The organism is Microcoleus sp. LAD1_D5 (assembly GCF_036702115.1).
Lineage (GTDB): Bacteria > Cyanobacteriota > Cyanobacteriia > Cyanobacteriales > Microcoleaceae > Microcoleus.
Genome location: NZ_JAUBSA010000021.1, coordinates 5,956 through 28,974 on the forward strand (window position 1 = coordinate 5,956; position 23,019 = coordinate 28,974).

General features: G+C 45.3%; 21 protein-coding genes and 2 pseudogenes. 14 read left to right on the top strand and 9 right to left on the bottom strand.

Going from position 1 to position 23,019, the window contains the following annotated elements:
• The 5 genes and pseudogenes from QUA70_RS11430 to QUA70_RS11450 all read left to right on the top strand — a co-directional run.
• A pseudogene (locus QUA70_RS11430) lies at positions 1-462 on the top strand (ATP-binding cassette domain-containing protein); the annotation flags it as partial.
• A gap of 253 nt (positions 463-715) precedes the next feature.
• Positions 716-1,507 carry an ABC transporter permease gene (locus QUA70_RS11435; protein WP_333325668.1) on the top strand — a complete coding sequence of 264 codons (792 nt, stop codon included), beginning with the start codon at positions 716-718 and terminating at the stop codon, positions 1,505-1,507.
• A gap of 115 nt (positions 1,508-1,622) precedes the next feature.
• Positions 1,623-2,525: an Rpn family recombination-promoting nuclease/putative transposase gene (locus QUA70_RS11440; protein WP_333325665.1), complete on the top strand. Its 903-nt coding sequence runs from the start codon at positions 1,623-1,625 to the stop codon at positions 2,523-2,525.
• A gap of 44 nt (positions 2,526-2,569) precedes the next feature.
• Positions 2,570-4,564 (top strand): Gldg family protein, encoded by a 1,995-nt coding sequence (locus QUA70_RS11445; protein ID WP_333325662.1) that lies wholly within the window; start codon positions 2,570-2,572, stop codon positions 4,562-4,564.
• A gap of 142 nt (positions 4,565-4,706) precedes the next feature.
• Positions 4,707-5,372: a DUF4340 domain-containing protein gene (locus QUA70_RS11450; RefSeq protein WP_333347023.1), complete on the top strand. Its 666-nt coding sequence runs from the start codon at positions 4,707-4,709 to the stop codon at positions 5,370-5,372.
• Here QUA70_RS11450 and QUA70_RS11455 read toward each other — a convergent pair.
• Positions 5,347-5,682, bottom strand: a complete 336-nt coding sequence (locus tag QUA70_RS11455; protein WP_333410418.1) for a hypothetical protein — start codon at positions 5,680-5,682, stop codon at positions 5,347-5,349. The genes QUA70_RS11450 and QUA70_RS11455 overlap by 26 nt on opposite strands.
• 77 nt (positions 5,683-5,759) lie before the next feature.
• Between QUA70_RS11455 and QUA70_RS11460 the strand changes: the two genes are divergently transcribed.
• The 4 genes from QUA70_RS11460 to QUA70_RS11475 all read left to right on the top strand — a co-directional run bounded on the left by QUA70_RS11460 (position 5,760) and on the right by QUA70_RS11475 (position 10,234).
• Entirely contained in the window at positions 5,760-6,890 is a 1,131-nt protein-coding gene (locus QUA70_RS11460; protein ID WP_333347026.1) for an ABC transporter ATP-binding protein, read from the top strand.
• Positions 6,891-7,106: 216 nt separating this feature from the next.
• Entirely contained in the window at positions 7,107-8,237 is a 1,131-nt protein-coding gene (locus QUA70_RS11465; RefSeq protein WP_333325651.1) for a spermidine/putrescine ABC transporter substrate-binding protein, read from the top strand.
• 155 nt (positions 8,238-8,392) lie between these two features.
• Positions 8,393-9,304, top strand: coding sequence for an ABC transporter permease (locus QUA70_RS11470; protein WP_333347029.1), 912 nt, complete (start codon positions 8,393-8,395; stop codon positions 9,302-9,304).
• Positions 9,305-9,388: 84 nt separating this feature from the next.
• Entirely contained in the window at positions 9,389-10,234 is an 846-nt protein-coding gene (locus QUA70_RS11475) for an ABC transporter permease (RefSeq protein WP_333347031.1), read from the top strand.
• Positions 10,235-10,383: 149 nt separating this feature from the next.
• Here QUA70_RS11475 and QUA70_RS11480 read toward each other — a convergent pair whose 3' ends face one another.
• A complete protein-coding gene (locus tag QUA70_RS11480) occupies positions 10,384-11,202 on the bottom strand; it encodes a fatty acid desaturase (RefSeq protein WP_333347034.1) in 819 nt (272 codons plus the stop codon).
• Positions 11,203-11,559: 357 nt separating this feature from the next.
• Positions 11,560-12,372: an acyl-CoA desaturase gene (locus tag QUA70_RS11485; protein WP_333325639.1), complete on the bottom strand. Its 813-nt coding sequence runs from the start codon at positions 12,370-12,372 to the stop codon at positions 11,560-11,562.
• Between the two features lie 80 nt (positions 12,373-12,452).
• On the opposite strand from QUA70_RS11485, the gene QUA70_RS11490 reads away from it, so the two are divergent.
• Complete coding sequence (locus QUA70_RS11490; protein WP_333347037.1) at positions 12,453-13,700, top strand: aminotransferase class I/II-fold pyridoxal phosphate-dependent enzyme; 1,248 nt, start codon at positions 12,453-12,455, stop codon at positions 13,698-13,700.
• On the opposite strand, the gene QUA70_RS11495 is transcribed toward QUA70_RS11490, so the two are convergent.
• The 6 genes from QUA70_RS11495 to QUA70_RS11520 all read right to left on the bottom strand — a co-directional run bounded on the left by QUA70_RS11495 (position 13,690) and on the right by QUA70_RS11520 (position 18,823).
• Complete coding sequence (locus tag QUA70_RS11495) at positions 13,690-14,427, bottom strand: DevA family ABC transporter ATP-binding protein (RefSeq protein WP_333347040.1); 738 nt, start codon at positions 14,425-14,427, stop codon at positions 13,690-13,692. The two genes, QUA70_RS11490 and QUA70_RS11495, sit on opposite strands and share 11 nt — an antisense overlap.
• Before the next feature lie 61 nt (positions 14,428-14,488).
• Positions 14,489-15,643, bottom strand: a complete 1,155-nt coding sequence (devC, locus tag QUA70_RS11500; RefSeq protein WP_333347042.1) for an ABC transporter permease DevC — start codon at positions 15,641-15,643, stop codon at positions 14,489-14,491.
• Between the two features lie 34 nt (positions 15,644-15,677).
• Entirely contained in the window at positions 15,678-16,013 is a 336-nt protein-coding gene (locus QUA70_RS11505) for a DUF2834 domain-containing protein (protein WP_333347045.1), read from the bottom strand.
• A 46-nt stretch (positions 16,014-16,059) separates the two neighbouring features.
• Positions 16,060-16,692 carry a Vat family streptogramin A O-acetyltransferase gene (locus QUA70_RS11510; protein WP_333347048.1) on the bottom strand — a complete coding sequence of 211 codons (633 nt, stop codon included), beginning with the start codon at positions 16,690-16,692 and terminating at the stop codon, positions 16,060-16,062.
• Between the two features lie 34 nt (positions 16,693-16,726).
• Positions 16,727-18,232: an HlyD family efflux transporter periplasmic adaptor subunit gene (locus QUA70_RS11515; protein ID WP_333347051.1), complete on the bottom strand. Its 1,506-nt coding sequence runs from the start codon at positions 18,230-18,232 to the stop codon at positions 16,727-16,729.
• Positions 18,233-18,241: 9 nt separating this feature from the next.
• Positions 18,242-18,823: a TetR/AcrR family transcriptional regulator gene (locus QUA70_RS11520; RefSeq protein ID WP_333347054.1), complete on the bottom strand. Its 582-nt coding sequence runs from the start codon at positions 18,821-18,823 to the stop codon at positions 18,242-18,244.
• A 320-nt stretch (positions 18,824-19,143) separates the two neighbouring features.
• Here QUA70_RS11520 and QUA70_RS11525 point away from each other — a divergent pair, with 320 nt between their 5' ends.
• The 4 genes and pseudogenes from QUA70_RS11525 to QUA70_RS11540 all read left to right on the top strand — a co-directional run bounded on the left by QUA70_RS11525 (position 19,144) and on the right by QUA70_RS11540 (position 22,959).
• Positions 19,144-19,620, top strand: coding sequence for a GNAT family N-acetyltransferase (locus QUA70_RS11525; protein ID WP_333347057.1), 477 nt, complete (start codon positions 19,144-19,146; stop codon positions 19,618-19,620).
• 33 nt (positions 19,621-19,653) lie between these two features.
• Positions 19,654-20,025 (top strand): DUF2237 domain-containing protein, encoded by a 372-nt coding sequence (locus QUA70_RS11530; RefSeq protein ID WP_333347059.1) that lies wholly within the window; start codon positions 19,654-19,656, stop codon positions 20,023-20,025.
• 116 nt (positions 20,026-20,141) lie between these two features.
• A pseudogene (locus tag QUA70_RS11535) lies at positions 20,142-20,393 on the top strand (ABC transporter ATP-binding protein); the annotation flags it as partial.
• A gap of 373 nt (positions 20,394-20,766) precedes the next feature.
• On the top strand, positions 20,767-22,959 hold the full coding sequence (locus QUA70_RS11540) for an alkaline phosphatase D family protein (RefSeq protein WP_333347062.1): 2,193 nt from the start codon (positions 20,767-20,769) through the stop codon (positions 22,957-22,959).
• The last annotated feature ends 60 nt before the right edge of the window (positions 22,960-23,019 follow it).

The following is a 23,019-nucleotide window of genomic DNA, read 5'->3' on the forward strand; positions in this document are numbered from 1 at the left end:
TTGATCGAGTATTCTGCACCAGAACCCGAAGCGATTTTAGATTCACCAAAGTCGATCGAACGTTCTCAACCAGAACCCGAACCGATTTTCGATACACCAAAGTCGATCGAGCTTTCTCAGCCAGAACCGGTTGTCGAAAACTTGCTCATTGTAGAAACACCAGAGTTGATCGAGTATTCTGCACCAGAACCCGAAGCGATTTTAGATTCACCAAAGTCGATCGAGCTTTCTCAGCCAGAACCGATTGTCGAAAATCTCGAAGTTTCAGAAACACCAAAGTCGAGCCAACCTTCTCAACCAGAATCCCCACCAGTGGTCAAAAATCGGCCACTTAAAAAAAAGCCACAACCGACTAGCGATTCTCGACCAGAACAGCCACCTCTTACCAAAAAGCGACAAATAGAAAGAAAGCCACAGGATAGCGACGACCGCGAAACACCACCCGCAGGCGACTCAGAATGAACCAATTACCAATTACCCATTCCCCCTTCCCCATTGGTATCAACTTAAGGTCAAACGTAGTCACAGACTGCTGTTTGACGATTAAGCCCCGATCCCCCCTAGCCCCCCTTAAGAAGGGGGGAACTGGAACAACTCAAAGTCCCCCTTCTTAAGGGGGATTTAGGGGGATCTAGACTCGGCTATAAACGAGAGATACAAAGGCTTTCAGGCTTAAGTTGACACCATTCCCTATTCCCCATTCCCAAGGTTAGTAATGATTAGTAATATTGTCGCAATTTACCGCAAAGAACTACAAAGCTATTTTGCCTCACCATTAGCCTATGCCATAGCAGCAGTCTTTTGGCTAATCACCGGCTACTTTTTGATAGCCATCCTCCTCGCCCCCGACGGGTTAATTCCCCAAATTGGTCAGCGAGACCAAATGGGAATTACCGAACCTCCCATCGACGTAGCCTACGAATTCCTGCAACTCTTCCTGCGAATAATGGGTTCCCTTTCCTTGTTCGTACTACCCGCACTCTCAATGGGACTTTACGCAGAAGAACGCAAACGTGGAACCTTAGAACTATTAGCCACATCGCCCTTAACAAACTGGGCCGTTGCTACGGGCAAACTCCTCGGTGTTTTAACATTTTATACCACAATGTTGCTGCCCCTGCTGTTCTGCGAGGCGATCGCCCTCAGTTCCTCAACCCCACCCGTACCCCCCGGAGTTCTTCTGCTAGGACACGGCGGCTTAATCTTACTAGCAGCAGGAGTATTGTCGCTCGGAATGTTTATTTCGTCCCTCACCGACAGCACAATTTTATCAGCCATCCTCACCTTCGCTCTAGTATTATTTCTCTGGGTGATCGATGCAGTCGCCGTCAGTATCGGTGGCCCCTTTGGAACGGCATTAGGACATTTGTCGCTCCTAACAAATTACACCAATCTTGTCAAGGGAGTTTTCGATACCAGCAGTTTAATTATGTTTGCCAGTTACATCATTTTAGGAGTATTTCTGACCGCCCAATCCATCGATGCCTTGCGATATCAGCGTTCTTAAAAACATTAGGGAAGACAGAGATAGAGAAGGTTATTTTTGCCGAAGTAAAGACAAGTAAAAAGCAAAGGGAAGGTTATTTTTTCCCTGCGAATCATTCTACAAAACACCTCAAACAATGAGATTTATCAATCCCAAAATCGACTTTGCGTTCAAAAAAATATTCGGTTCCAGCGACAGCAAAGACATCCTGATTAATTTTTTAAACGCCATCCTTTATGAAGCACAGCCGGTCATCGAAGACTTAGAAATAATCGACTCCCAACCAGAACCTCAAACTCTCGCAACCCAAGACACACACCTAGATGTCAAAGCCACAATTAACGGCGGCAGAATCGCCCTAGTTGAAATTCAACTGATCAACGTGCCTTCCTTCGGGAACAGAGTTTTGTACAACGCTGCCAAAAGCTACAGCCAGCAATTAACAGGAAAAGAACGCTACGAAAGACTAAAAACAGTAATTTCTTTGAAAATTGCCGACTTTGAAATGTTTGAAAATCAGCCGGAATTTATGTCGCGGTTTGTTTTCCAAGAAAAAGAGCAACAGTTTGAGTGTCCCGATACTGAAATAGAATTAGTATTTATCGAACTGCCAAAATTTAGCAAGGAATTAGCAGAATTAGAAACAACCGCCGACCAATGGATTTACTTTCTCAAAAACACCAGCACTCTGGAGACAGTACCAGAAAGACTGAGTACAGTTGCCGAACTTCAGAAAGCTTTGAGAATTGCCAACGAGGACAACTTCACGCAGCAAGAATTAAATGAATTGGAGAAGCAAGAACTGTGGATTCAAGACCAGCAGATTGCCATAGATGTAGCAAGAGAGCAGGTGATAAAAGCCGCTCAACTATCGTTAATATTGCGTCAGCTAGTGAAGCGCTTAGGCACAATACAACCAGAAACCGAAAACTGCATCCGTCAATTAGGTATACAGGAATTAGAAGAACTAGGAGATGCCGTGATCGATTTCAACAAGCCGTCAGATTTAACAGCATGGTTGCAGGCTAATGCGATATAGAATAACATCCTCGACCCGGAATTTTGTCACGCAATATTTACCTTATGAAAATTAGCAAAACAAATTGGAAATACGTTTTTTTGCTGGGTCCCCTCCTCATCGCAGCGGGGGTAACAGCAGCACTTGTATCTGGAGTATGGGACCCCCTGACAGTCGGTTTAGTTATTGCCGGAGCAGTGACGATCGCCCTTTGGCTGCTATATTTGAGTTACGAACAAAGCTTTTGGGGGCAGCGTTCCACTCAAGCCAGCACCAACGCCCTGATTGCCACCCTCGCCGTCTTTGTGATTCTCGGAGTAATTAACTTCATAGCAGTTCGCTATCCCGTCCGCATCGACTTAACCGAAAGCCAACAATTTACCCTTGCCCCGCAGACTCAACAAATACTGCGAAACCTGCAACAAACAGTCAAAGTTTGGGTATTTGACCCCATCCAAAACCCCCAAATTAAAGAATTGCTGCAAAGCTACAAACGCGAGGGAGGCGAAAAATTCCAATTCGAGTTTGTTGACCCGCAGACCCAACCGGGAAAAGCGCGGGAATTTAGCATTACCAGCATCGGAGAAGTTTACCTGCAATCCGGTGACAAAAAACAAGCTCTGCAAAAAGGTGGCACTGCTTTTGGTAGCGACCCAAATCAAGGTCTTTCAGAGATCAAACTTACAAATGGCTTAGAAGAAATCCTGAGCACTCGCGTTGCTACAGTTTACTTTTTGCAAGGCAAAGGAGCCCGCCCGCTACAGGAAGGTCAAGGCGGAATTCAGCAAGCTGAAAAAGCTCTGAAAGATAAATACTACAACGCCCAAACGCTGAATTTGACCGAACGCAAAGAAGTGCCAGAAGATGCAGATGCTTTAATCATTCCCGGCCAGGACAAACCGTTTTCCGATACAGAAATTAAAGCACTAAGAGCTTATCTCGATCGCGGCGGCAGTTTATTGTTAATGGTAGACCCGGCAATTGATACGGGATTGGACAAACTTCTGCAAGAATGGGGGGTCAAACTAGACACCCGTTTGGCCATCGATGCTTCGGGTACTGGTCAAAGATTTGGCCTGGGCCCCACGGTTCCCACCGTCAGGCGCTACGGCGAACATCCGATTACTCAAAGTTTTGGCAACGGTATTTCATTTTATCCATTTGCGCGTGCTTTGGAAACCTCGCCAGTACAAGGGATAGAGGAAAAACCGCTGATTTGGACAAGTCAGGAAAGTTGGGCGGAAAGCGATTTGACGACTAAGAAATTGGAGTTTGATCAGAAGACCGATCGACAAGGCCCGCTATTATTAGGTGTAGCTTTAGTTCGATCGTCCACTGACAGCACTCCCTTAAAGCCCTCACCTTCACCAACACCAACTTCGCCCTCGCCTTCACCCCAAGCATCGCCGACAGATTCACCATCACCGACAGATTCACCATCACCGACAGATTCACCATCACCGACAACTTCACCATCACCGACAACTTCCCCATCACCGACAGATTCACCATCACCGACAACTTCCCCATCACCGACAGATTCACCATCACCGACAACTTCCCCATCGCCGACCGATTCACCATCGCCGACAGATTCCCCATCGCCGACAGATTCCCCATCACCGACAACTTCGCCAACAGCTTCCCCAATCAGCTATTCGGTGATTGTCTCGCAAGAAGCAACGCCTCCAGGATTACCGACGACTTCGCCAACACCGACAACTTCGCCAACAGCATCTCCCACAGCATCTCCCAGTCCAACCGCAACTCCTTCTGTGCCTTCAGCTTCTGGAAAAACATCGCGAATGGTAGTAATTGGCACATCTCAATTTGTGACTAACGGTTGGTTTGACCAACAACTCAATAGCGACGTGTTTCTCAATTCAGTCAGTTGGTTGAGTAAACCAGACCAGCAAAGCTTTTCTATTAGTCCGAAAAAAGCTACCAACCGCCGCATTAACATGACGGCCATTCAAGTAGGATTGCTGGTTTTAGCTTGGCTAATTTGGCCTTTACTCGGACTGGGAATTGGTGGCGCTATCTGGTGGAAGAGAAGATAAGTTAGTTGACTATTGATTGTTGACTGTTGACTGTTGTCAGTTGTCATTTGTTAATCCTTTGCTGTGGCTAATAACAAATAACCAATAACATTAATCAACAGTCAACAGTCAACAGTCAACAATGCCCAATGCCCAATGCCCAATGCCCAATGCCCAATTCGCTGTTACTATGAAATTGCAGAAAAATACATTAGTATTGATAGCCGTCGCGTTGAGCATGACTGGGCTGGTTGCTTTGTTCGAGATGCAAGTGTCTCCGAAACAAGAAGCCGCTAAGGAAGAAAAACAGAAAATTTTTGCTTTTAACTCCGATCGCATACAATTCTTTACAGTTAAAACTCCCGAAAAAATCTTGACTTTTGAAAGAGTTTATGCTACAAAAGGAGGCAAGTCTAGCTGGGAAATGAAATTGCCACTGCAAGCACACGCGAGTCAGGCATCGGTGGATTTTTTATTAGACAGGCTAGCAACAGGAAAGAGCGATCGCACGATTAATATTACTGCTGCTCAACTGCCAGAATTCGGTCTAGACCAACCCCAAGCTACAGTCACAGTAAAACTGGACAACCAGGAAACTCACCGCCTAGTTTTAGGCAAAACAGACTTTAGCGGCCGCTTCTTGTACGCTCAAGCCAATCCGCCGGAAGCGCCCCCTCAAAATTCCGCCCAAAATTTGCCCGTGCTGCTAGTGCCTTTTGACTTTAAAAATGCCGTCCAGCGACCTTTGTCAGAGTGGAAAAAAGCAGAAGCACCCAAAACAGAGAAACCGCAAAAACCCTCTCCTACGCCAAGTCCTGAGAATCAATAGATGGCCGATCTATCTGAGATGTTGCACCATTCTCAATAAGCCTTTTATGAACAGGCTTTCCGGCCTGTTCCACAAAGAGTGAATTTTCTTGTGGAACAGGCCGGAAAGCCTGTTGCTGACGCAAGATGCCTGTTCCACAAAGAGTGAATTTTCTTGTGGAACAGGCCGGAAAGCCTGTTGCTGACGCAAGATGCCTGTTCCACAAAGAGTGAATTTTCTTGTAGAACAGGCCGGAAAGCCTGTTGCTGACAATGGTGCGCTCTGGGATAGAATTTAAAGAACAAATCCCAAAACCTGTTACATCCAACATTCCTCACCTAAAATACAGAAAAGTCTAAACTTAAACTGTATTTAAGTGGCGTGCATTACCCCCAGGAAAGGGCGAATATGTTTCAGACAGCACTCAACCAAGGTACGACAGCAACGGATACAGCGCTTGACGTTGAACTCCGCAAGGTCTTTAAGGTATTTAACGGCGAAACCGCAGTCCGCGGAGTTGACCTCAACATCCGCCAAGGAGAATTTTTTAGCATCCTCGGGCCCAGTGGCTGCGGCAAGACTACGACGCTGCGCTTAATCGCTGGGTTCGAGACTCCCTCGGCGGGTGAATTGATGATTCGTGGCCAGTCGATGACCAACACTCCAGCTTACCGCCGTCCGGTAAATACTGTGTTTCAAAGCTATGCTTTGTTCGGACACATGAATGTCTGGGACAATATCGCTTTTGGATTGCGGATCAAAAAGCTGGGGAAAGCGGAAATTGAAGAACGGGTACGGGAAGTTTTGCAATTGGTGAAAATGGAATCTTTCGCCAACAGGTTTCCCGGTCAAATGTCGGGCGGCCAGCAGCAGCGGGTGGCTTTGGCGAGAGCTCTAGTAAATCGACCGGCGGTTTTGCTGCTGGACGAACCTCTGGGTGCTCTGGATTTGAAGTTGCGGAAGCAGATGCAGTTGGAACTGTCGAATTTGCATCAAGAATTGGGTTTGACTTTTGTGATGGTGACTCATGACCAAGAAGAGGCGATGAGTCTGTCTGACCGGATTGCGGTGATGCACGAGGGGAGGATTGAGCAAATTGGCTCTCCTGAAGAAATTTATGAGTGCCCGCAGACGGCTTTTGTGGCCGATTTTATTGGCGATACGAATTTGTTTTCTGGTACGGTGGAGTCGATCGACCGATCGACTCTCACAGTTCGCACCTCAGCCAATCTGAAAATAGTCGTTCAGCAGTCGGATATGTGGAGTGGTGTCACCGGCGACTCTGTGGTGGTCAGCGTCCGGCCGGAAAAAGTATATTTGAATCTCTACCAGCCGGAAGTGTCGGTCAACTGTTTTGAAGGGCGGCTCAAAAATACTATGTACATGGGCACGCACGTTCATTATGTCGTTGAGTTGGCGTCGGGCGATAAAATTACGGTGCGCCAGCCAAATACCGGCGGCTCTTTGCCAGACCCGCACACGCCGATTTACGCTTACTGGGGAACTACTGATTGTCTCGCTTTGGGCGATCGAGCATAATTGGGAAACGAAGGAAGAAGGAAGTTCGGCAAAGGATTCTGTAACGGATGTAACGGATGTCAAGAAGAAGGAAGAAGGAAGAGGGGGAGAATGGGAGAATTTCCCCATTACCCATTATTCCTTATTACAAATTCTCAACTCTAAAATCGAATTTCCCAATCCCCAATTCCCCAATCTAAAATCTAAAATCTAAAATCTAAAATCTAAAATCGAACTGTGCCTCCGACTAACTTACCAATTTCCAGGATTTTTCCGGCTAATTCTACACGCCGTCAGTTCCTAAAAAATTCGGCGGCGACAATTTCCGGTTTAGCTGTTTCGAGTTGTGGCTGGCGACTTGCAGACGTACAATCTGCTCCTCCCGTCAAAGGTAATGCCGACCAACTTTTCATCTATACTTGGGCAGGCTATACCGATAACGCTTTGCTCGATCGCTTTGCCGAAAAAACCGGCATTCGCGTGGTTGCAGATGTATTTGACTCCAATGAGGCGATGCTGGCTAGAGTTCAAGCTGGCGGTGGCCGGGCCTACAGCATCATTTACCCGTCTGACTACATGGTGATTCAGATGACGGAACTGGGGCTGTTGAGCCCATTAGACCACTCGATTTTGGGCGGACTCGATCGGCTCAAAAAACAGTTCCAAAACCCTGTTTATGACCCAGGAAACCGCTACAGCGTGCCTGTGAGTTGGGGAACCACAGGCTTAATTTACAACAGCGAACAACTCAAAGAAGAGCCAGAAGATTGGGACTATTTGTGGCAGCATAAACAGGAGTTAGCAAAGCGAATGACGCTGGCAAATGATGTTCGAGAAGTGATGGGTGCTGCGCTGCGGATGTTGGGCTATTCTCTCAATTCTACGAACCAAGAGCAAGTGAAACAAGCTTACGAAAAGTTGGTGGAGTTAAAACCGGCGATCGCATCTTTTACCACTGATGCTTGGCGGCCGCAAATGCTGACGGGGGATTTGAAGGTAGCTATGTGTTATTCTTCTGATGCTAATGAGGTAATTCCAGATAATGACAAATTGCGCTATGTTGTGCCAAAAAGCGGTTCTTCTCTGTGGACTGACACTTTAGTAATTCCTAAAGGTGCTCCCAATCCCGAAGCAGCTTATAAGTGGATTAACTTTATGCTGCAAGCGGATGTCGCTGCTTCTTTAGTAGAACGGCTCAGTTTCTCAACTCCTTCGGAAGATGCTTTTAGTTTGCTGACGCCGGAAGTCCGCGAAAATGAAATTCTTTTCCCTTCTGAGGCTACTTTGAAAAATTGCGAAGGTGTTGCTCCGGTAGGAAAATTTATAGACGTGTACGATCGCTATTGGACTCAATTAACCAGCGGCTAATCATCAAACCGAGGGCGGGTTTTACAGGCAATCTCTAATTATAACCCAATATTTACACAATACTCGCCCCCGCACAGCAGATCGCCCACTCTATCCGTATTATATCCGCGTTAATCCGCGTTCATCAGCGGTTAAAAACTCAAAAAAATTGATCTATGGCTGTTTCAACTAGAACTCCCCCTCCTATTCCTCCCCATTCTTCTTTGAAGGCTGAAACGGTTTCCCCGTGGTCTGCTTGGGCGGGGCCACTAACATTGCTCGGCCCTTCTGGCTTGTTGCTGCTTTTATTATTAGTAATACCAACTCTGGTGATTTTTCAGCTTAGTTTGGTGCCGAATATTAAACCGGGAGATTTGGTGAATCCTTCGGGAATCGGCAACTACCTGCGAGTGTTTGAGCCACTGAATTTGCAGGTGATTGGTCGATCGCTCTTTTTCGCAACGGGGACTACTATTCTGTGTTTGCTGCTGGGATTTCCCGTCGCTTACTGGATCGCCCTCAATGTCTCGAAAAAGTGGCGGAATTTAACTTTGTTAGGCTTTGTGTTGCCGCTGTGGACTTCTTCGCTGTTGCGATCGTATGCTTGGATTACAATTCTGCGTCCTACGGGGGTTCTCAACTCGCTGCTGGCACTTGTAGGCATTCCTCCTCTGGAATTGCTCAATCAAAGTTCCGCAGTTCTCATCGGTATGGCTTACAGTTATTTGCCTTATATCGTGACCATTCTCTACGCTTCTTTGGAAAAGTTAGACCGCAGGTTGCTAGAAGCATCTCAGGATTTGGGCGCGAATCCAGTGGAAACTTTCTGGAAAGTGACAGTACCTCAGACGATGCCGGGAATTGCTGCGGGCTCTTTGCTGGTATTTATTAGCAGTTTGGGCGATTTTGTCGATCCGGAGTTGCTCGGTGGAGCTTCGAGTATGACGGCGGCTCGTTTGATTTACAATCAGTTTTTGGGTGCGACTCAAAATTGGGGGCTGGGTTCGGCTCTGAGTATGGTATTAATCTTTGCAGTGAGTATCGGAATTGCCCTTTTGCTCAAATATGGCGATCGTAATGCAATCTAAGTTAGTTGACTGTTGACTGTTGACTGTTGACTGTTCCAATAACCAATAACCAATTACTAATTACCAATTACCAATTACCGAGAAATGGAAAAGACCGCAGAAAATCCACAGGAGGAAATACAAGCCGATATGTACTTAAAACCTAAATTTAAGGTTTCTTGGCAGGTAATATTTGCCGTGTTGATGTTTTTTTATATGTACCTGCCCATCCTGGTACTCACATTTTACAGCTTTAACAAATCGCGTTTTAGCGCCGGCTGGGAAGGATTTACTTTAGATTGGTACGTTAAATTATTTAGCGATACGCGAATTTTAATTGCCCTAAGAAACAGTTTAACAGTGGCTGTTTGTGCAGTTGCAATCTCGGCTGTACTCGGCACTTTGATGGCCGTTGGTTTAGCCCGCTACCGCTTTCCTGGCAAGAATTTATATCAGGGAGTTTCCTACTTGCCGATTATTATTCCAGATATTGCGACCGCGGTTGCTACTCTGGTATTTTTAGCGGCGCTAGCTATTCCTCTGAGTTTGTGGACAATTGTCGCCGCTCACATTGTGTTTTGTCTGGCTTACATCGCTCTAGCTGTTTCTACTAGATTGGCAGATTTAAACCCGTATTTAGAAGAGGCTGCCTTGGATTTGGGTGCAACGCCTGTTGAAGCTTTTATTCAGGTTTTGCTCCCTCAATTAATACCCGGAATTGTTTCAGGTTGTCTGCTGTCTTTTGTCCTCAGCATGGACGATTTTTTGATTGCGAGTTTTACCGCAGGTAGCGGGACTACAACTCTGCCGATGGAAATTTTTAGCCGGATTCGGACTGGGGTAAAACCTGATATTAATGCTCTGAGCGTGCTGTTGATAGTAGGTTCGGGAGGATTGGCGTTTTTAGCGGAATATTTGCGCGGCCGGGGCGAGCAAAAACGGGCTCATTAGTCATTAGTCATTGGTTATTAGTCATTAGTCATTAGTCATTGGTTATTAGTCACCCAAAAACCCGGTTTCTTTGAAAAACCGGGTTTCTGAAGCGGTAAGGTACGCAGTTGACACCCTACAGAGGTTCTGCGTCTAGGACTCAATGGCTGCTATTTTGCTGCTGGTAATTTCACCTTAGTAGCCAAACCTAGTGCTTCCAAAACTTGAATTGTCATCCAAGTGAAGTCAATTTCCCACCATTTCATACCGTGACGCGCAGAGTATTGAAAAGCGTGGTGGTTGTTGTGCCAGCCTTCGCCGTAAGTCAAAACCGCAACCCACCAACAGTTAGTAGAACTATCTTCGGTTTCGTAAGTGCGGTAGCCAAATTTGTGAGTGGCGCTGTTAACAAACCAAGTGCAGTGATATACCGCAACTAAGCGGACAAAAATTACCCAAACTACAAACGGCCAGCCTGCTGCTAAGTAAAGCAACACGCCAAATGCGATTTGAATGGGGAGAAAGTAGTTTTGCAAAAACTGGTAAAAGGGGTCGCTCGAAATGTCTTTTGTGCAGCGAGAAATTTCAGCGTGAGCTGGACCTTTATATAGCATCCAGCCGATGTGACTCCACCAAAAACCCTTTTGGGCATTGTGAGGGTCGAGCGCATTTTGGTCAGAGTTGGTGTGGTGCAATCGGTGCAGCCCAACCCAATCAATTATTCCTCCTTGACAGGCAAGGGCTCCGCAAAATGCTAGAAAGTATTCTACGAATTTTGGTGTCTGAAAACTGCGGTGGGTGAGCATACGATGCCATCCCAGAGTTATTCCCAAACCGCCGGTTATCCAGTGCATGAATACTGTTAAACCAACTGCTGTCCAATTGAAGTTACTGGGTAGCAGTGCGAACAAAGCGCCGATATGAAGTCCTGCTAAACTAATAACGTGCTTCCAATTGTATTGGAGTTTTTCTTGCGTTGCAATTGTCATTCTCTTTTTGATTTCTGATGAGATGCCGAGCTAGATTCACGCATAATAGTTGGGATTGAGCAGTGAACTTTTTTCCTGCACTCTTGCCCAAACTAATAAAGAATCAATGATAGATTGGGGATTAGGATTGAAAAAGATTTACGGTTGTATTTTGAAAATAAAAAATTTGGCTGCCAAACAAAATTTTTTGTTCCCAATTATATTATAACTGATTCTGGTTTTGGTTGGGTCGATCGCACCCGAGGATGCGAACTTACTTCAACCCAACCAAAACCTGACCGCAAAAACAGGATTAGGCATTGGTCAAGAGCCATTAGTCCAGAACTGATGACCGACAACCAAGGACTAATTGCCCAGCTATTTTTCTGCTAATTTCACTTTGGTTGCCAAACCCAGTGCTTGCAGCAGTTGAATTGTCATCCAGGTGAAGTCGATTTCCCACCATTGGAGACCGTGGCGAGCCGAGTATTGAAAGGCGTGGTGGTTGTTGTGCCAGCCTTCGCCGTAGGTGAGCAGGGCAACCCACCAGCAGTTCGTCGATCCATCGCCCGACTCGTAGGTGCGGTAGCCAAATTTGTGGGTAGCGCTGTTAACCAGCCAAGTGCAGTGGAACACCACCACGATCCGCATAAACACGCCCCAAACCACAAAAGACCAGCCGCCTAATAAATAAAGCAACACACCGAAGACAACTTGGATGGGGATAAAATATGCCTGGAGAAACTTGTATACTGGGTCGTCACCGATGTCTTTAGTAAAGCGGGGGATTTCAACTCTGATCGGGAGATCCGAGAGCATCCAGCCCATGTGGCTCCACCAGAAGCCTTTATTGGAATCGTGGGGATCTGTTTCGGTGTCGGAATGTATGTGGTGTAACCGGTGCATTCCTACCCAGTCGATCGGGCCACCTTCACAGGAAAGGGTACCGCAAATAACTAGAAAATACTCTAGCCATTTCGGTGTTTGAAAACTGCGGTGGGTGACGAGGCGGTGATATCCGAGAGTAATTCCTAAACCACCTGTTACCCAATGCAGGAAGACTGCTAGCCCGACAGCAGACCAGCTAAAATTACTCGGCAGCAAAGCAAATAAAGCACCGATGTGCAGAAAGGCCATAAAGCCTACGACAGGCCAATCAGGAGAAGTTTTTTTGGAAGTTGCAATCGTCATGAATATATTATGTTTACAAACTAGGGGCCGCATCTACGCCATAATGAACAGCGCGCACGCAAAGGGTGAGCGAGGTATAGATGAATAGCGTTTCACGGCTACAGGAAGCAGAACAGGCACTCTTTCAGATTTTTTCTGGTATTGACACTACAGTCAAGCAAAATCTTCAACGAGTGTTAAAAGCTTTTCGCAGCCACCGGGTTGGAGTCCACCATTTTGCAGGGGTTACGGGTTACGGCCACGATGATTTGGGTCGAGAAACTTTGGACGGGTTATTTGCCGAAGTGGTAGGGGCAGAGGCCGCGGCTGTCCGGGTACAGTTTGTTTCGGGTACTCACGCGATCGCCTGTGCTCTTTTTGGCATCCTGCGTCCTGGTGACGAAATGTTGGCAGTGGCTGGTTCTCCCTACGATACTTTAGAAGAAGTGATCGGCTTGCGGGGGCAAGGTCAAGGTTCACTCATTGAGTTTGGCATTAGTTACCGTGAGTTGCCTCTAACTCGCGAAGGAAGTTTGGATTGGGCGGCATTAAGCTCTACTATTTCAGCAAAGACTCGCCTGGTTTTTATCCAGCGCTCTTGCGGCTATTCTTGGCGGTCGAGTTTGTCTATTTCTGAGATTGAAAAAATCGTCGCCATAGTTAAACATCAGAATCCTAACACAATTTGCTTTGTTGATAATTGTTACGGGGAGTTTGTCGAGGATTGCGAACCTACTGCTGTCGGTGCAGATCTGATGGCTGGTTCTCTAATCAAAAATCCGGGGGGTACGATCGTCCCTGCTGGAGGCTACGTCGCCGGCAGGGCGGATTTGGTGGAGGCGGCAACTTGTCGCTTGACGGCGCCAGGAATTGGCAGCAGCGGCGGCGCAACTTTTGATTTGAATCGGTTGCTGTTTCAGGGTTTGTTTATGGCTCCGGGTTGTGTGGGCGAGGCGATGAAGGGCAATCATTTGACGGCTTATGTTTTTTATAAGTTGGGTTATCGAGTGAATCCTATGCCTTTGGCTAGAAGACGAGATGTGATTCAGGCGATCGAATTCGGTTCTGCTGATAAGTTAGTTGCTTTTTGTCGGGCTGTTCAGCAAAATTCCCCCGTCGGTTCCTATTTAGATCCGGTGCCGGCTCCGATGCACGGGTATGAAAGTCAGTTAGTGATGGCTGGGGGTACTTTTATTGATGGGAGTACGTCGGAGTTTTCCGCTGACGGGCCTCTGCGTCCGCCTTACGTGGCTTTTTGTCAGGGGGGGACTAATTGGACTCATGTATCGATCGCCCTGGAGGATGCGATCGAGGCTGTGGGCCCAGCAAATAAAGTGACTAATCACTAATTACCAGACGCGGATTTGTTGCCAAACGACCGTCTTCCATGTAGATAATTCGATCGGCAATATCGAGAATGCGGTTGTCGTGCGTGACTAGCAAAATCGTGCAACCCTGTTCTTTTGCTAGTTTTTGCATAATTTCTACGACATCTCGCCCGGATTTTTTGTCCAAAGCGGCGGTTGGTTCGTCTGCCAATACTATTTTAGGGCGGCTGACTAACGCCCGGGCGATCGCAACTCTTTGTTTTTGCCCTCCCGACAAATTTTCGGGGTAATAATTAGCCCGCTCTCCCAAACCCACTGCTTCTAACATAGCTATTGACAAAGCATCCATATTCTGATTTAGCATTTCTGTGTGCAGTTCCAAAGACATTCGCACGTTTTGCTTGGCTGTCAAGAATGTCATCAAGTTATGTGCTTGAAAAATATAGCCAATTTGCTTTCTGAGTTTAGTTAACTGAGTTTTGCTAGCTCCGTGTATTTCTTGCCCAAGAATTTTGAGACTGCCTTCTTGAGCCGAACGCAGCCCGCCTAACATTGTCAATAAAGTTGTTTTGCCGGAACCAGAGGGCCCCGTCATAATGACTATTTCTCCGGGGTTGATGTCGAGATTTATGTCAAATAAGGCTTGTTTTTTGAGAGAGCCTTGACCGAAGTAATGGTTGAGGTTTTGGACTGAAATTACTGGTTCGGTTGCGGTAGTTGGGTTAGCGGGAAAATTTAGGGTTTGCATGGTGATTTTTGGGAGTTTTTTTGACCGCAGATGCAGGCAGATTGACGCTGATGAACCCAGATTAGAAGATGTCTGCGGGGTCGGCTGATTGGAGTTTGCGGAGGGCGAGGGCGCCGGAACCGGTACACATCACGATCGTCAAACTTAACACTACAACCGCTCGATTTGTTGTCATCGCAATTGGCAGTAAAGTGGCAGATTGTGCTAGCGAATACAGTCCGTTGGCTAAAACAATTCCCGGCATAAAACCTAATACAGCTAATAGCAGAGCTTCCTGAATTAAGACTCCGACTAAATAGCGATCGCTATATCCCATTGCTTTTAAAGTCGCATATTCCGCTAAGTGATCGGAAACGTCCGAGTAAAGAATTTGGTAAACAATAATCAGACCAACAACGAATCCGATAATTGTACCGAATCCGAAAATAAAGCCGATCGGAGTAGCATTGGCCCAATAAGCTTTTTCAATTTCTGCAAATTCTGCTAGGGTTAAAACTTTGACATCATCGGGCAATATAGCTTTGAGCATTGACTGGGTTTTTTTGATATCGGCATCGGGTTGTAGCTTGATTAAGCCGACATCAACTTGATCGGGTGTGCGATCGGGAAATAAGTTCATGAATGTAGAATCGCTGGCAATCACATTGCCGTCAGCCACGAAGGAAGTACCGAGAGTAAAGACTCCTCCTACTTTAATATTGCGTTTATTGAGTTCAGTTTCGAGGGTAGATTGTTTGTTAAAAATATTGGCAATCTCGCCGTATTCAGGTCGAGAAGATTGGTCAAACAACACATGATTAAACATTTGAATTTGAGGCAATTTTTGATTGACATCAGGCAAATTAAATGTTATGTTTCCGGGGTCGATTCCAAAAATTAAAATCGATCGAGTAGTGCGGGTTGTGGGATTTCGCCACTGTCCCATACCAATATATAAGGGAGTGACGGATTTTACTCCTTCTACTCCTTGTGCTTGGTAAAGTCGCTCTCGGTTGAAATCTTTTACCGCAGCAAAAGTTTCAAATTGAGGATTGATTAAAACTAAATCTGTCTGTAAACTTTGGTGCGGCTTAACGGCAGAATCGAATAGTGCATCTCGAAATCCCAGTTGCACAAAAATCAGAATATCTGCAAAGGCAATTCCTGCAATAGCAACAGCGAGGCGGGTTTTTTCTCTAGTTACTTGCAACCATGCAAGGGGTGTTTTGCGAAACATAAATTTTGGGAATTGGGAATTGGGAATTGGGAATTTATTGTTGGTTATTTAAAGCTGTTTCTTCAAGTTTGCGTTGCCGCATTAGGAGAAATAAAGGCAAACCCAGGGAAACACCCACCACTAAGTTACTGGCAATATAAATCCACAAGTTTTTCATTTTCAGACGCGAACCTTCGCTAAATACAAAAAACCAAAAAACTATGGAAGAGACGATTAGATCCATACCAAAAAAGCCGGATATTTGATTGGCAAACAATTGTCCGAAGAAAGCGTTAATATTCAACCCTTTTTCTAAGAGAAACGGGACAAACTGGGAATACGGTAAAGCAGTGCCCAGAATACAGAGAACTAAGTATGCAATTTGAAGCATTGGAAAACCTCCTGGTTGTTAATTTTAAATCGCTATATTTGCGAGTTTACTCAGCATTACTGAGCGCTTTAATATCAGATTGCATAATTAAGTTAATGTTGCGAGAAATCTTGTCAATTTCCCAATCCCACCACCGAATCTCTAATAGTTGTGCAACTTCAGCATCGCTGAAACGCTGTTTGATTGAATGTGCGGGGTTTCCACCGACAACGGTGTAAGCGGGAACATCTTTTACTACAACTGCTTTGGCGGCCACGATTGCACCGTCGCCGATTTTGACTCCCGGCATAATCACCGATTCATAGCCGATCCAAACGTCATTGCCGATCGCAGTATCGCCTTTACTTGGCAGTTCGATTAATAGATTCATGGCTGTTTCCCAACCATTCCCAAATACGGGAAAAGGATAGGTAGAAATGCCGTCTAATTTGTGATTTGCACCGCTCATAATGAATTTGACGTTAGTGGCGATCGCACAAAATTTACCAATAATTAATTTCTCACTGCCATAATTGTAAAGTACATTTTTCTCAAAGTTTTCTGGCTCGATTGGATCGTCATAATATGAGTAATCGCCGACGATAATATTGGGGGATTTGATGAAGTTTTTGATAAAGCAAACCCTGCGCTGGTCTGCCATCGGATAAGGTCGGTTAGGATCGGGGCCAAATTCTACCATAACTTTCAATCCTCCAAGGTTTTTAGTAAAGACTTTAGTTTTGTTTAATTGCTACTTGTACCTGCAAATTGGTCAATCCCGCCACTTGTTTGCTAGCTTCAGGATTCAGGTGAATTTTTACTTCCACTACTCGGCTGTCCAAGTTTTCTCCCGGTTGGTTGCTAAACACATTTTGTTTGCTTACTTTTAACGCAATCTCTTTGACTGTTCCCTGCAACTCTCCTGAAAATGCTTGGCCGATCACCGCTGCATTTTGTCCCATCTTAATTTTGTTGATATCGGTTTGATAAATTTCCGCAACGACTACCATTTGATCAGTTTTTCCTAAGTCTGCAATGCCGTCATCGCTAATTTTTTCACCAGCGCGAGTATGAATTTTCAGGATTTTTCCAGCATTGGGCGTGCGGATGGAAGCTTGATTTAACTCGGCTTGGGCGCGCTTCACTTGGGCGATCGCACTTTCGATCTCAGCTTCGGCTGCTTGCACGTCCACGGGGCGCACTTCGGCTATTTTATCAAGAGTTGATTTCGCTTCTTCTAGTTGTTCGATGCCAGTTTCTTGAATGCGTTTGAGTATTGATTGAGCTTCGTTAAGCTGCTGGATTGATGTACTGTTAATGCGAGTTAGGTTTGCTTCTGCTTCGTTAATTTGCTGTTTGGCTGTATTGTTAATGCGATCGAGGTTTGCTTGCGCTTCTTCAAGTTGCTGCTTTGCCGTATTATTAATTCGGCTGAGATTAGCTTGTGCTTCTTTAATTTCCTGGCGACTTGTTTCTAAGGCCAGCCGCTTAGTATCTCTTACGGATTGAGAAATTGCACCTTCACCCGCGAGTTGCTGATGTCGGAAATCTTCAGCTTTAGCATTATTAAACTCGGCTTGCAATTTGTCGGTCGCTGCTATTTGTGCAGTTTTTTCTCCTTGCCATTGTGCCGCTATTCGGCTAATTGTTGCCTGTTGTGCTTTCCTCTCCCCTTGCCACTGGGCCGTGATTCGGCTGATAGTTGCCTGCTGTGCGGTTCTGTCGCCTTGCCATTGTGCTTGCAGGCGATCGACTGTGGCTTGTTGTGCAGTTTTGTTGCCTTGCAATTCCGCTTCTAGCTTGCCAATTGTGGCAGATTGTGCGGCAAGTTCTCCCGACTTTGCACCAGCTTTTACTTGTGCTAAACGGGCTTGAGCAACTTTGACTTTCTCTTGAGTTTCATCTAAAACAGATTGCAGCCGATCGCGCGCATCCAAAATCGCGATTAGTTGTCCTGCTTTGACTCGATCGCCCTCTTTGACTAAAAGCTGGGAAATGCGATCGCCATCTAAAGTTTGCGATACTCCCAAGCGAACCACTTCTCCTTGCGGTTCCAATCTTCCTAAAGCCGTTATTTTCCTCGGTGGTGGTATTTCCGCACGTAAAGGTTCCGTATTTTGAGCCAACGGTGCAAACTGAGAAATCCCGTAAAAAGCTGTACCGCTGGTAATGATGGTGGCAGCAATTGCCATTCCGATTACTAATCTATTTTTAGGTTCTATCCAAGATTGAAAATTCATACTTGTCCTCTACTTGCAGCTATTTTTGTCTAAATAAGCGAGCAACATCTCTTTTAATAAAGTCCATTGTTCTGCAACAGATATTCTTTCACCTTGATAAAACCTTCTTACCAGCAAACCGTCAATATAACAAATGATAAATTTAGCGAGCGCTGGATCGGAGATACCTAAGTAGCAAATGACTGCCTCTTCATAACGCTTTCCTGCTTCCTGGAGAGCTTGATTGCTGTCAATCTCTTTGCGAGTCTTTTGGTGGCAAAAATCAAATGTCATTAACAAATTTTTTAGCATGTAATCCTCATTTTTGCTGATGTAATCCATCAGTTTTTCAACTCTTTCTGCTAAAGTTGGCGGATTTCCCAGTTCGGAAATTGCTTCTTCTTTTGTATCTTCATAGCTCAAGTATTCAATTAACTGCTCGAACAAACTTTCTTTACTCGGGAAGTAGTGATAAAGGGTTCCTGTAGAAACTCCGATTTCTGACCCAATTTCCCGCATAGTTACTGATGAGTAACCTTTTTCGGCAAATATGTCAAAGCATTTGTTTAGTAGTTCTTTACGGTATCGATCGCGGTCAACTATTTTTGGCATGGGTGAATAGATTTTAGATTTTAGATTATCTAAAGTCTAAAATTTATTGGTCTGATAATTCTATATCGAACGTGCGATATAGTATCAATCACTACAAAATTGATTTTTTGGGTCAGCGGGCAGGATTGATATATATCGAACAATCGTTATATTTAATAGAACACAGAGTCGTAGAGTTTGTCAAGGGCTAGGGAAGAATTTTTTGGTCGATCGCCCTGCAAGAAATGAGACAAAATGGTAAAAGCCAACATCCATCCGTGTTGCGAAGCGGTTAAAAATCCCAAATTAATATTAAAGAAGCGATCGCAGTGAGATAATTTATGAGAGTACGAACCTACGAAATCGGTGATACCCAACAAATTGTAAAACTGTTTTACAACACCGTACACGAAGTAAACATCCGCGATTACACACAAGCACAAGTAGATGCTTGGGCGCCAGCCGATATCGATATCGAAAGTTGGACTAAAAGTTTAAGCAGTAAATTTACTTTCGTAGCAGAAGAGGGTGAGAAAATTGCAGGTTTTGGGGAATTAGAAGCAAGCGGCCATATCGATTGCTTTTTCTGTCATCAAGATTTTCAAAGGCAAGGAGTCGGCCGGCTAATTTTAAAACAAATTGAGTCAAAAGCCCAAGACTTAGGAATTAACAAGTTATTTGCCGAAGTCAGCATTACAGCGCGACCTTTTTTTGAAAGCCAGGGATTTATTGTGATTAGAAAACAAGAAGTAGAATGCAGAGGACAAAAATTAATCAACTTTGTCATGAAAAAAATATATAAACAACGAGTTGTGTAAAATTAGATCGAAGAGTTTTACTCAGGAGTTGCGATGGTGACGGAAGCTACAAATGTGCTGGGCGGAAAGTTAGAGACTTGCTGCACTTCGCCAATGACAGGATATTATCGGGACGGCAACTGCAATACAGGTGGTGGCGACTTTGGGGCTCACACTGTTTGTGCTCAACTGACAGAAGAGTTTTTGCAATTCACCAAGTCAAACGGAAATGATTTGAGCACTCCGGTTCCCGAATTTAACTTTCCCGGTTTGAAGCCTGGGGATTGCTGGTGTTTGTGCGCCCCTCGGTGGAAGGAAGCAATGGATGCTGGATGTGCGCCACCTGTGGTTTTGGCTGCGACTCACGCCTTGACTTTGGAATACGTTTCTTTGGATGAATTGAAGCAGCACGCTGCTGATTTGTAGGAAGATGTTGGTGTGCGATCGCTTTTAGTCAATAAGGGCGATCGTCTTTTTCTGATGAACATCAAGTCAATGGATTTGAGATTTGAGATCGATCGCCACTCAAATATTTAAGTTTAATCCCTCGTCATTTCGAGGTTTTACTATTAGATGAACCTACGGCTTTACTCGATCGTGATTCTCAGTTAAACTTGGTGCCGGCGGTGCAGCGTTTGGTCAAAAATTGCGGGCTGACGGCTTTGTGGGTGACTCACCGTTTGGATAAGTTGAATTATGGCGATGGGGCTTTTTTGTTGGAGAAGTGTGAAGTGGTCGATCGGGGCCATCCACCAAGGTTAAAGCAGCGGTTGATGCAAATTCGGGAAGTTTAGCGGGTGAAGTTTGCAGAATTAGCGATCGCATTTCATCGGACGTGATATTAAAGGTAAAACAAGGATGACTAACGGGGCTTAGACAAAAACTGAAGCCAAAATGGCTTCAAACGCAGATAGAGAAATACTTTTAGCTCAAATGGCCATGAATCTAGTTAGACCAAGGGTTCCAGACATTTTTTTGCATGGTCTAGATGGGATTTCAGCTTCTAAAGGGGCTGGAAAATGTTTAAGTCTCATTAAAAATCTTGCTGTGTAAGTCTTCTTCCTTCTTCCTTCTACTTAACGATCGCGATCGCGACACTGTATAATCCTGTGAAGGCTATTTTGAGCCAGCAGGGTCATTAAACAACCAAACTTCATATTTTCCCTTATGTTAGACGCTAAAACTCTATTTCAAGAAAGCTACTATTTGGCTAAAAACTCAGAAGTGGCTGCTGCTGTAGCCAAAGGGAACTTCCAAAACGGATTTGAACACTTTAGCAAATTTGGTCAATTTGAGGGCCGCAACCCTAGCGCCCTATTCGATACTAATTATTATCTCCTAAATAACCCTGATGTCGCTGCCGCTGTCAATAGCGAAGCTACGACAGCATTACAACACTTCATTAATTTTGGAGAATCTGAAGGCCGCAATCCTAGCCCATTCTATAACAACAGCTATTATCTAGGGAAAAATCCCGATGTTGCTGCGGCTGTCGATCGCGATGAAATTACTGGCATTGGTCACTTCCTCCAATTTGGTCAATCGGAAAACCGCAGTCCCAGCCCTTTGTATAACGATAGCTATTATTTGGCCACAAACCCCGGTATTACTGGCGCTGTGGAACGCGACGAACTTACTGGCATTGAACACTTTATCAAGTTTGGCGCTGCTGAAGGGCGAGATGTCACCCCATTTATTAAGTCTGGTGACTCAACCTTGCCAAATGGCATTGCTTCTGGAGATACCACCCAAACTTCAACGGTTTTGTGGACTCGCAGCACAGTTCTGGGTAATGTTGTCTTTGAATACTCCACAGATCCAAACTTCAGTAACAGTCTCGGCACTCTCACAGATACCGTCACCGATGTTACCGTACCCGTGAAAGCCGAACTGACGAATTTAAAGCCTGGTACTCAATATTTTTATCGAGTGCGTGATGCCGCTGGCACTTCAGCAGTTGGGCAATTCCGCACTGCTGCTGAGTTGGGAAATCGCCAGGGTTTACGATTTGGGGTAGCAGGCGACTGGCAAGGTCAACTTACTCCTTTCCCGGCCCTTGCAAATGCGCCGGAACGCAATCTCGACTTTTTTGTTCGCCTCGGCGACAGCGCTTATGTAGACGATCTATCGCCGGATTTGCCGGGAGTCAGACAACCTAAAACTTTTGAAGAGTTTAACACCAAGCACAATGAAGTCTACGCTCAACGTTATGGCCTCAATACCTGGGCTGATTTGCAGGCTTCTACCAGCATCTATGCTAGCTGGGATGACCACGAACTCACGAATGATTTTGCCGGGGGTGCCACACCTAGTGAGTCACCGCAAAAAGAGGGGATTTTCGGGACGGGGGGAGGCTTTGTCAATGATACGCCTGTATTTGACACGGCTTTACAAGCATTTCAAGCCTACAATCCCGTGCGAAATGATTTTTATGGCAATACGGGCGACTCTCGCACTGCTAATGAGCAGAAACTTTATCGCTATAATACCTTCGGCAGTGATGCAGCTACATTTGTGTTAGATTTGCGCTCTTTCCGAGATAATTCTTTGAAAAGTATTGCAGAAACTTCCGACCAAGCTACTGTTAATAAGTTTCTCAATGATGCCTTTGCGCCGAATCGCACGCTGTTAGGGGCAGCGCAACTGCAAGACTTAAAAAATGACTTACTGAAAGCTCAACAAAACGGCATCACTTGGAAGTTTGTTATGTCAAGCGATCCGATACAAAATTTTGGTATTCCGGTTGCAGGCGATCGCTGGGAAGGTTATGCTGCTGAACGAACAGATTTGCTGCGTTTCATCAAAGAAAATAACATTAAAAATGTGGTTTTTGCCACCGGAGATTTTCACGGATATGTCGTGAATAATGTCACCTATCAAGAAGCCGCAGGTCAGCCGCAAATCCCTACGGATGTTATTGATGTAATGACGAGTCCTGTTGCTATTCAGTTGAACATCGGGCAAGGGCCGTTTGCCGCCCCCTTTGGTCCAGCAACAGTTGCTTTTACGCCCACCGCGTTGTTGCCACAATCGGAAAAAGATCGCTATAATTCATTGCCGACAAGGGAAGAAAAAGATGCCTTTGTCCGCAATATTCTGGATAATCGGACAGCGCCGCTAGGATATGATCCAGTTGGTTTGGAAGGTTCTGGGATTGACGCTAGACTGATTCAGGGAGAGTATTTAGGAGTGCATACCTACGGCTGGAATGAGTTTGAAATTGCTCCTGAGAGTCAGCAGTTGCGGGTAATAACTTATGGTATTGAACCTTACACGCAGTCTCAGCTTGATGCTAATCCCAGTGCGATTATCAATCAAAAGCCGTTTATTGTCAGTGAGTTTGTTGTTAATCCTAAGTGATGAAATAGACTTATTGCAAAAATATCCAGGCGATTGAAATCGCGGTGACACAAACTAAGT

What these genes read in the sequence shown, in the direction of transcription:
- QUA70_RS11435 (WP_333325668.1), top strand. Translation starts at nt 716, where the DNA reads ATGATTAGTAATATTGTCGCAATTTACCGCAAAGAACTACAAAGCTAT.
- QUA70_RS11515 (WP_333347051.1), bottom strand. Translation starts at nt 18,232, where the DNA reads ATGAATTTTCAATCTTGGATAGAACCTAAAAATAGATTAGTAATCGGA.
- QUA70_RS11485 (WP_333325639.1), bottom strand. Translation starts at nt 12,372, where the DNA reads ATGACGATTGCAACTTCCAAAAAAACTTCTCCTGATTGGCCTGTCGTA.
- QUA70_RS11475 (WP_333347031.1), top strand. Translation starts at nt 9,389, where the DNA reads ATGGAAAAGACCGCAGAAAATCCACAGGAGGAAATACAAGCCGATATG.
- QUA70_RS11460 (WP_333347026.1), top strand. Translation starts at nt 5,760, where the DNA reads ATGTTTCAGACAGCACTCAACCAAGGTACGACAGCAACGGATACAGCG.
- devC (WP_333347042.1), bottom strand. Translation starts at nt 15,643, where the DNA reads ATGTTTCGCAAAACACCCCTTGCATGGTTGCAAGTAACTAGAGAAAAA.
- QUA70_RS11495 (WP_333347040.1), bottom strand. Translation starts at nt 14,427, where the DNA reads ATGCAAACCCTAAATTTTCCCGCTAACCCAACTACCGCAACCGAACCA.
- QUA70_RS11480 (WP_333347034.1), bottom strand. Translation starts at nt 11,202, where the DNA reads ATGACAATTGCAACGCAAGAAAAACTCCAATACAATTGGAAGCACGTT.
- QUA70_RS11455 (WP_333410418.1), bottom strand. Translation starts at nt 5,682, where the DNA reads ATGTTGGATGTAACAGGTTTTGGGATTTGTTCTTTAAATTCTATCCCA.
- QUA70_RS11440 (WP_333325665.1), top strand. Translation starts at nt 1,623, where the DNA reads ATGAGATTTATCAATCCCAAAATCGACTTTGCGTTCAAAAAAATATTC.
- QUA70_RS11520 (WP_333347054.1), bottom strand. Translation starts at nt 18,823, where the DNA reads ATGCCAAAAATAGTTGACCGCGATCGATACCGTAAAGAACTACTAAAC.
- QUA70_RS11450 (WP_333347023.1), top strand. Translation starts at nt 4,707, where the DNA reads ATGCCCAATGCCCAATTCGCTGTTACTATGAAATTGCAGAAAAATACA.
- QUA70_RS11530 (WP_333347059.1), top strand. Translation starts at nt 19,654, where the DNA reads ATGGTGACGGAAGCTACAAATGTGCTGGGCGGAAAGTTAGAGACTTGC.
- QUA70_RS11445 (WP_333325662.1), top strand. Translation starts at nt 2,570, where the DNA reads ATGAAAATTAGCAAAACAAATTGGAAATACGTTTTTTTGCTGGGTCCC.
- QUA70_RS11510 (WP_333347048.1), bottom strand. Translation starts at nt 16,692, where the DNA reads ATGGTAGAATTTGGCCCCGATCCTAACCGACCTTATCCGATGGCAGAC.
- QUA70_RS11505 (WP_333347045.1), bottom strand. Translation starts at nt 16,013, where the DNA reads ATGCTTCAAATTGCATACTTAGTTCTCTGTATTCTGGGCACTGCTTTA.
- QUA70_RS11525 (WP_333347057.1), top strand. Translation starts at nt 19,144, where the DNA reads ATGAGAGTACGAACCTACGAAATCGGTGATACCCAACAAATTGTAAAA.
- QUA70_RS11470 (WP_333347029.1), top strand. Translation starts at nt 8,393, where the DNA reads ATGGCTGTTTCAACTAGAACTCCCCCTCCTATTCCTCCCCATTCTTCT.
- QUA70_RS11540 (WP_333347062.1), top strand. Translation starts at nt 20,767, where the DNA reads ATGTTAGACGCTAAAACTCTATTTCAAGAAAGCTACTATTTGGCTAAA.
- QUA70_RS11490 (WP_333347037.1), top strand. Translation starts at nt 12,453, where the DNA reads ATGAATAGCGTTTCACGGCTACAGGAAGCAGAACAGGCACTCTTTCAG.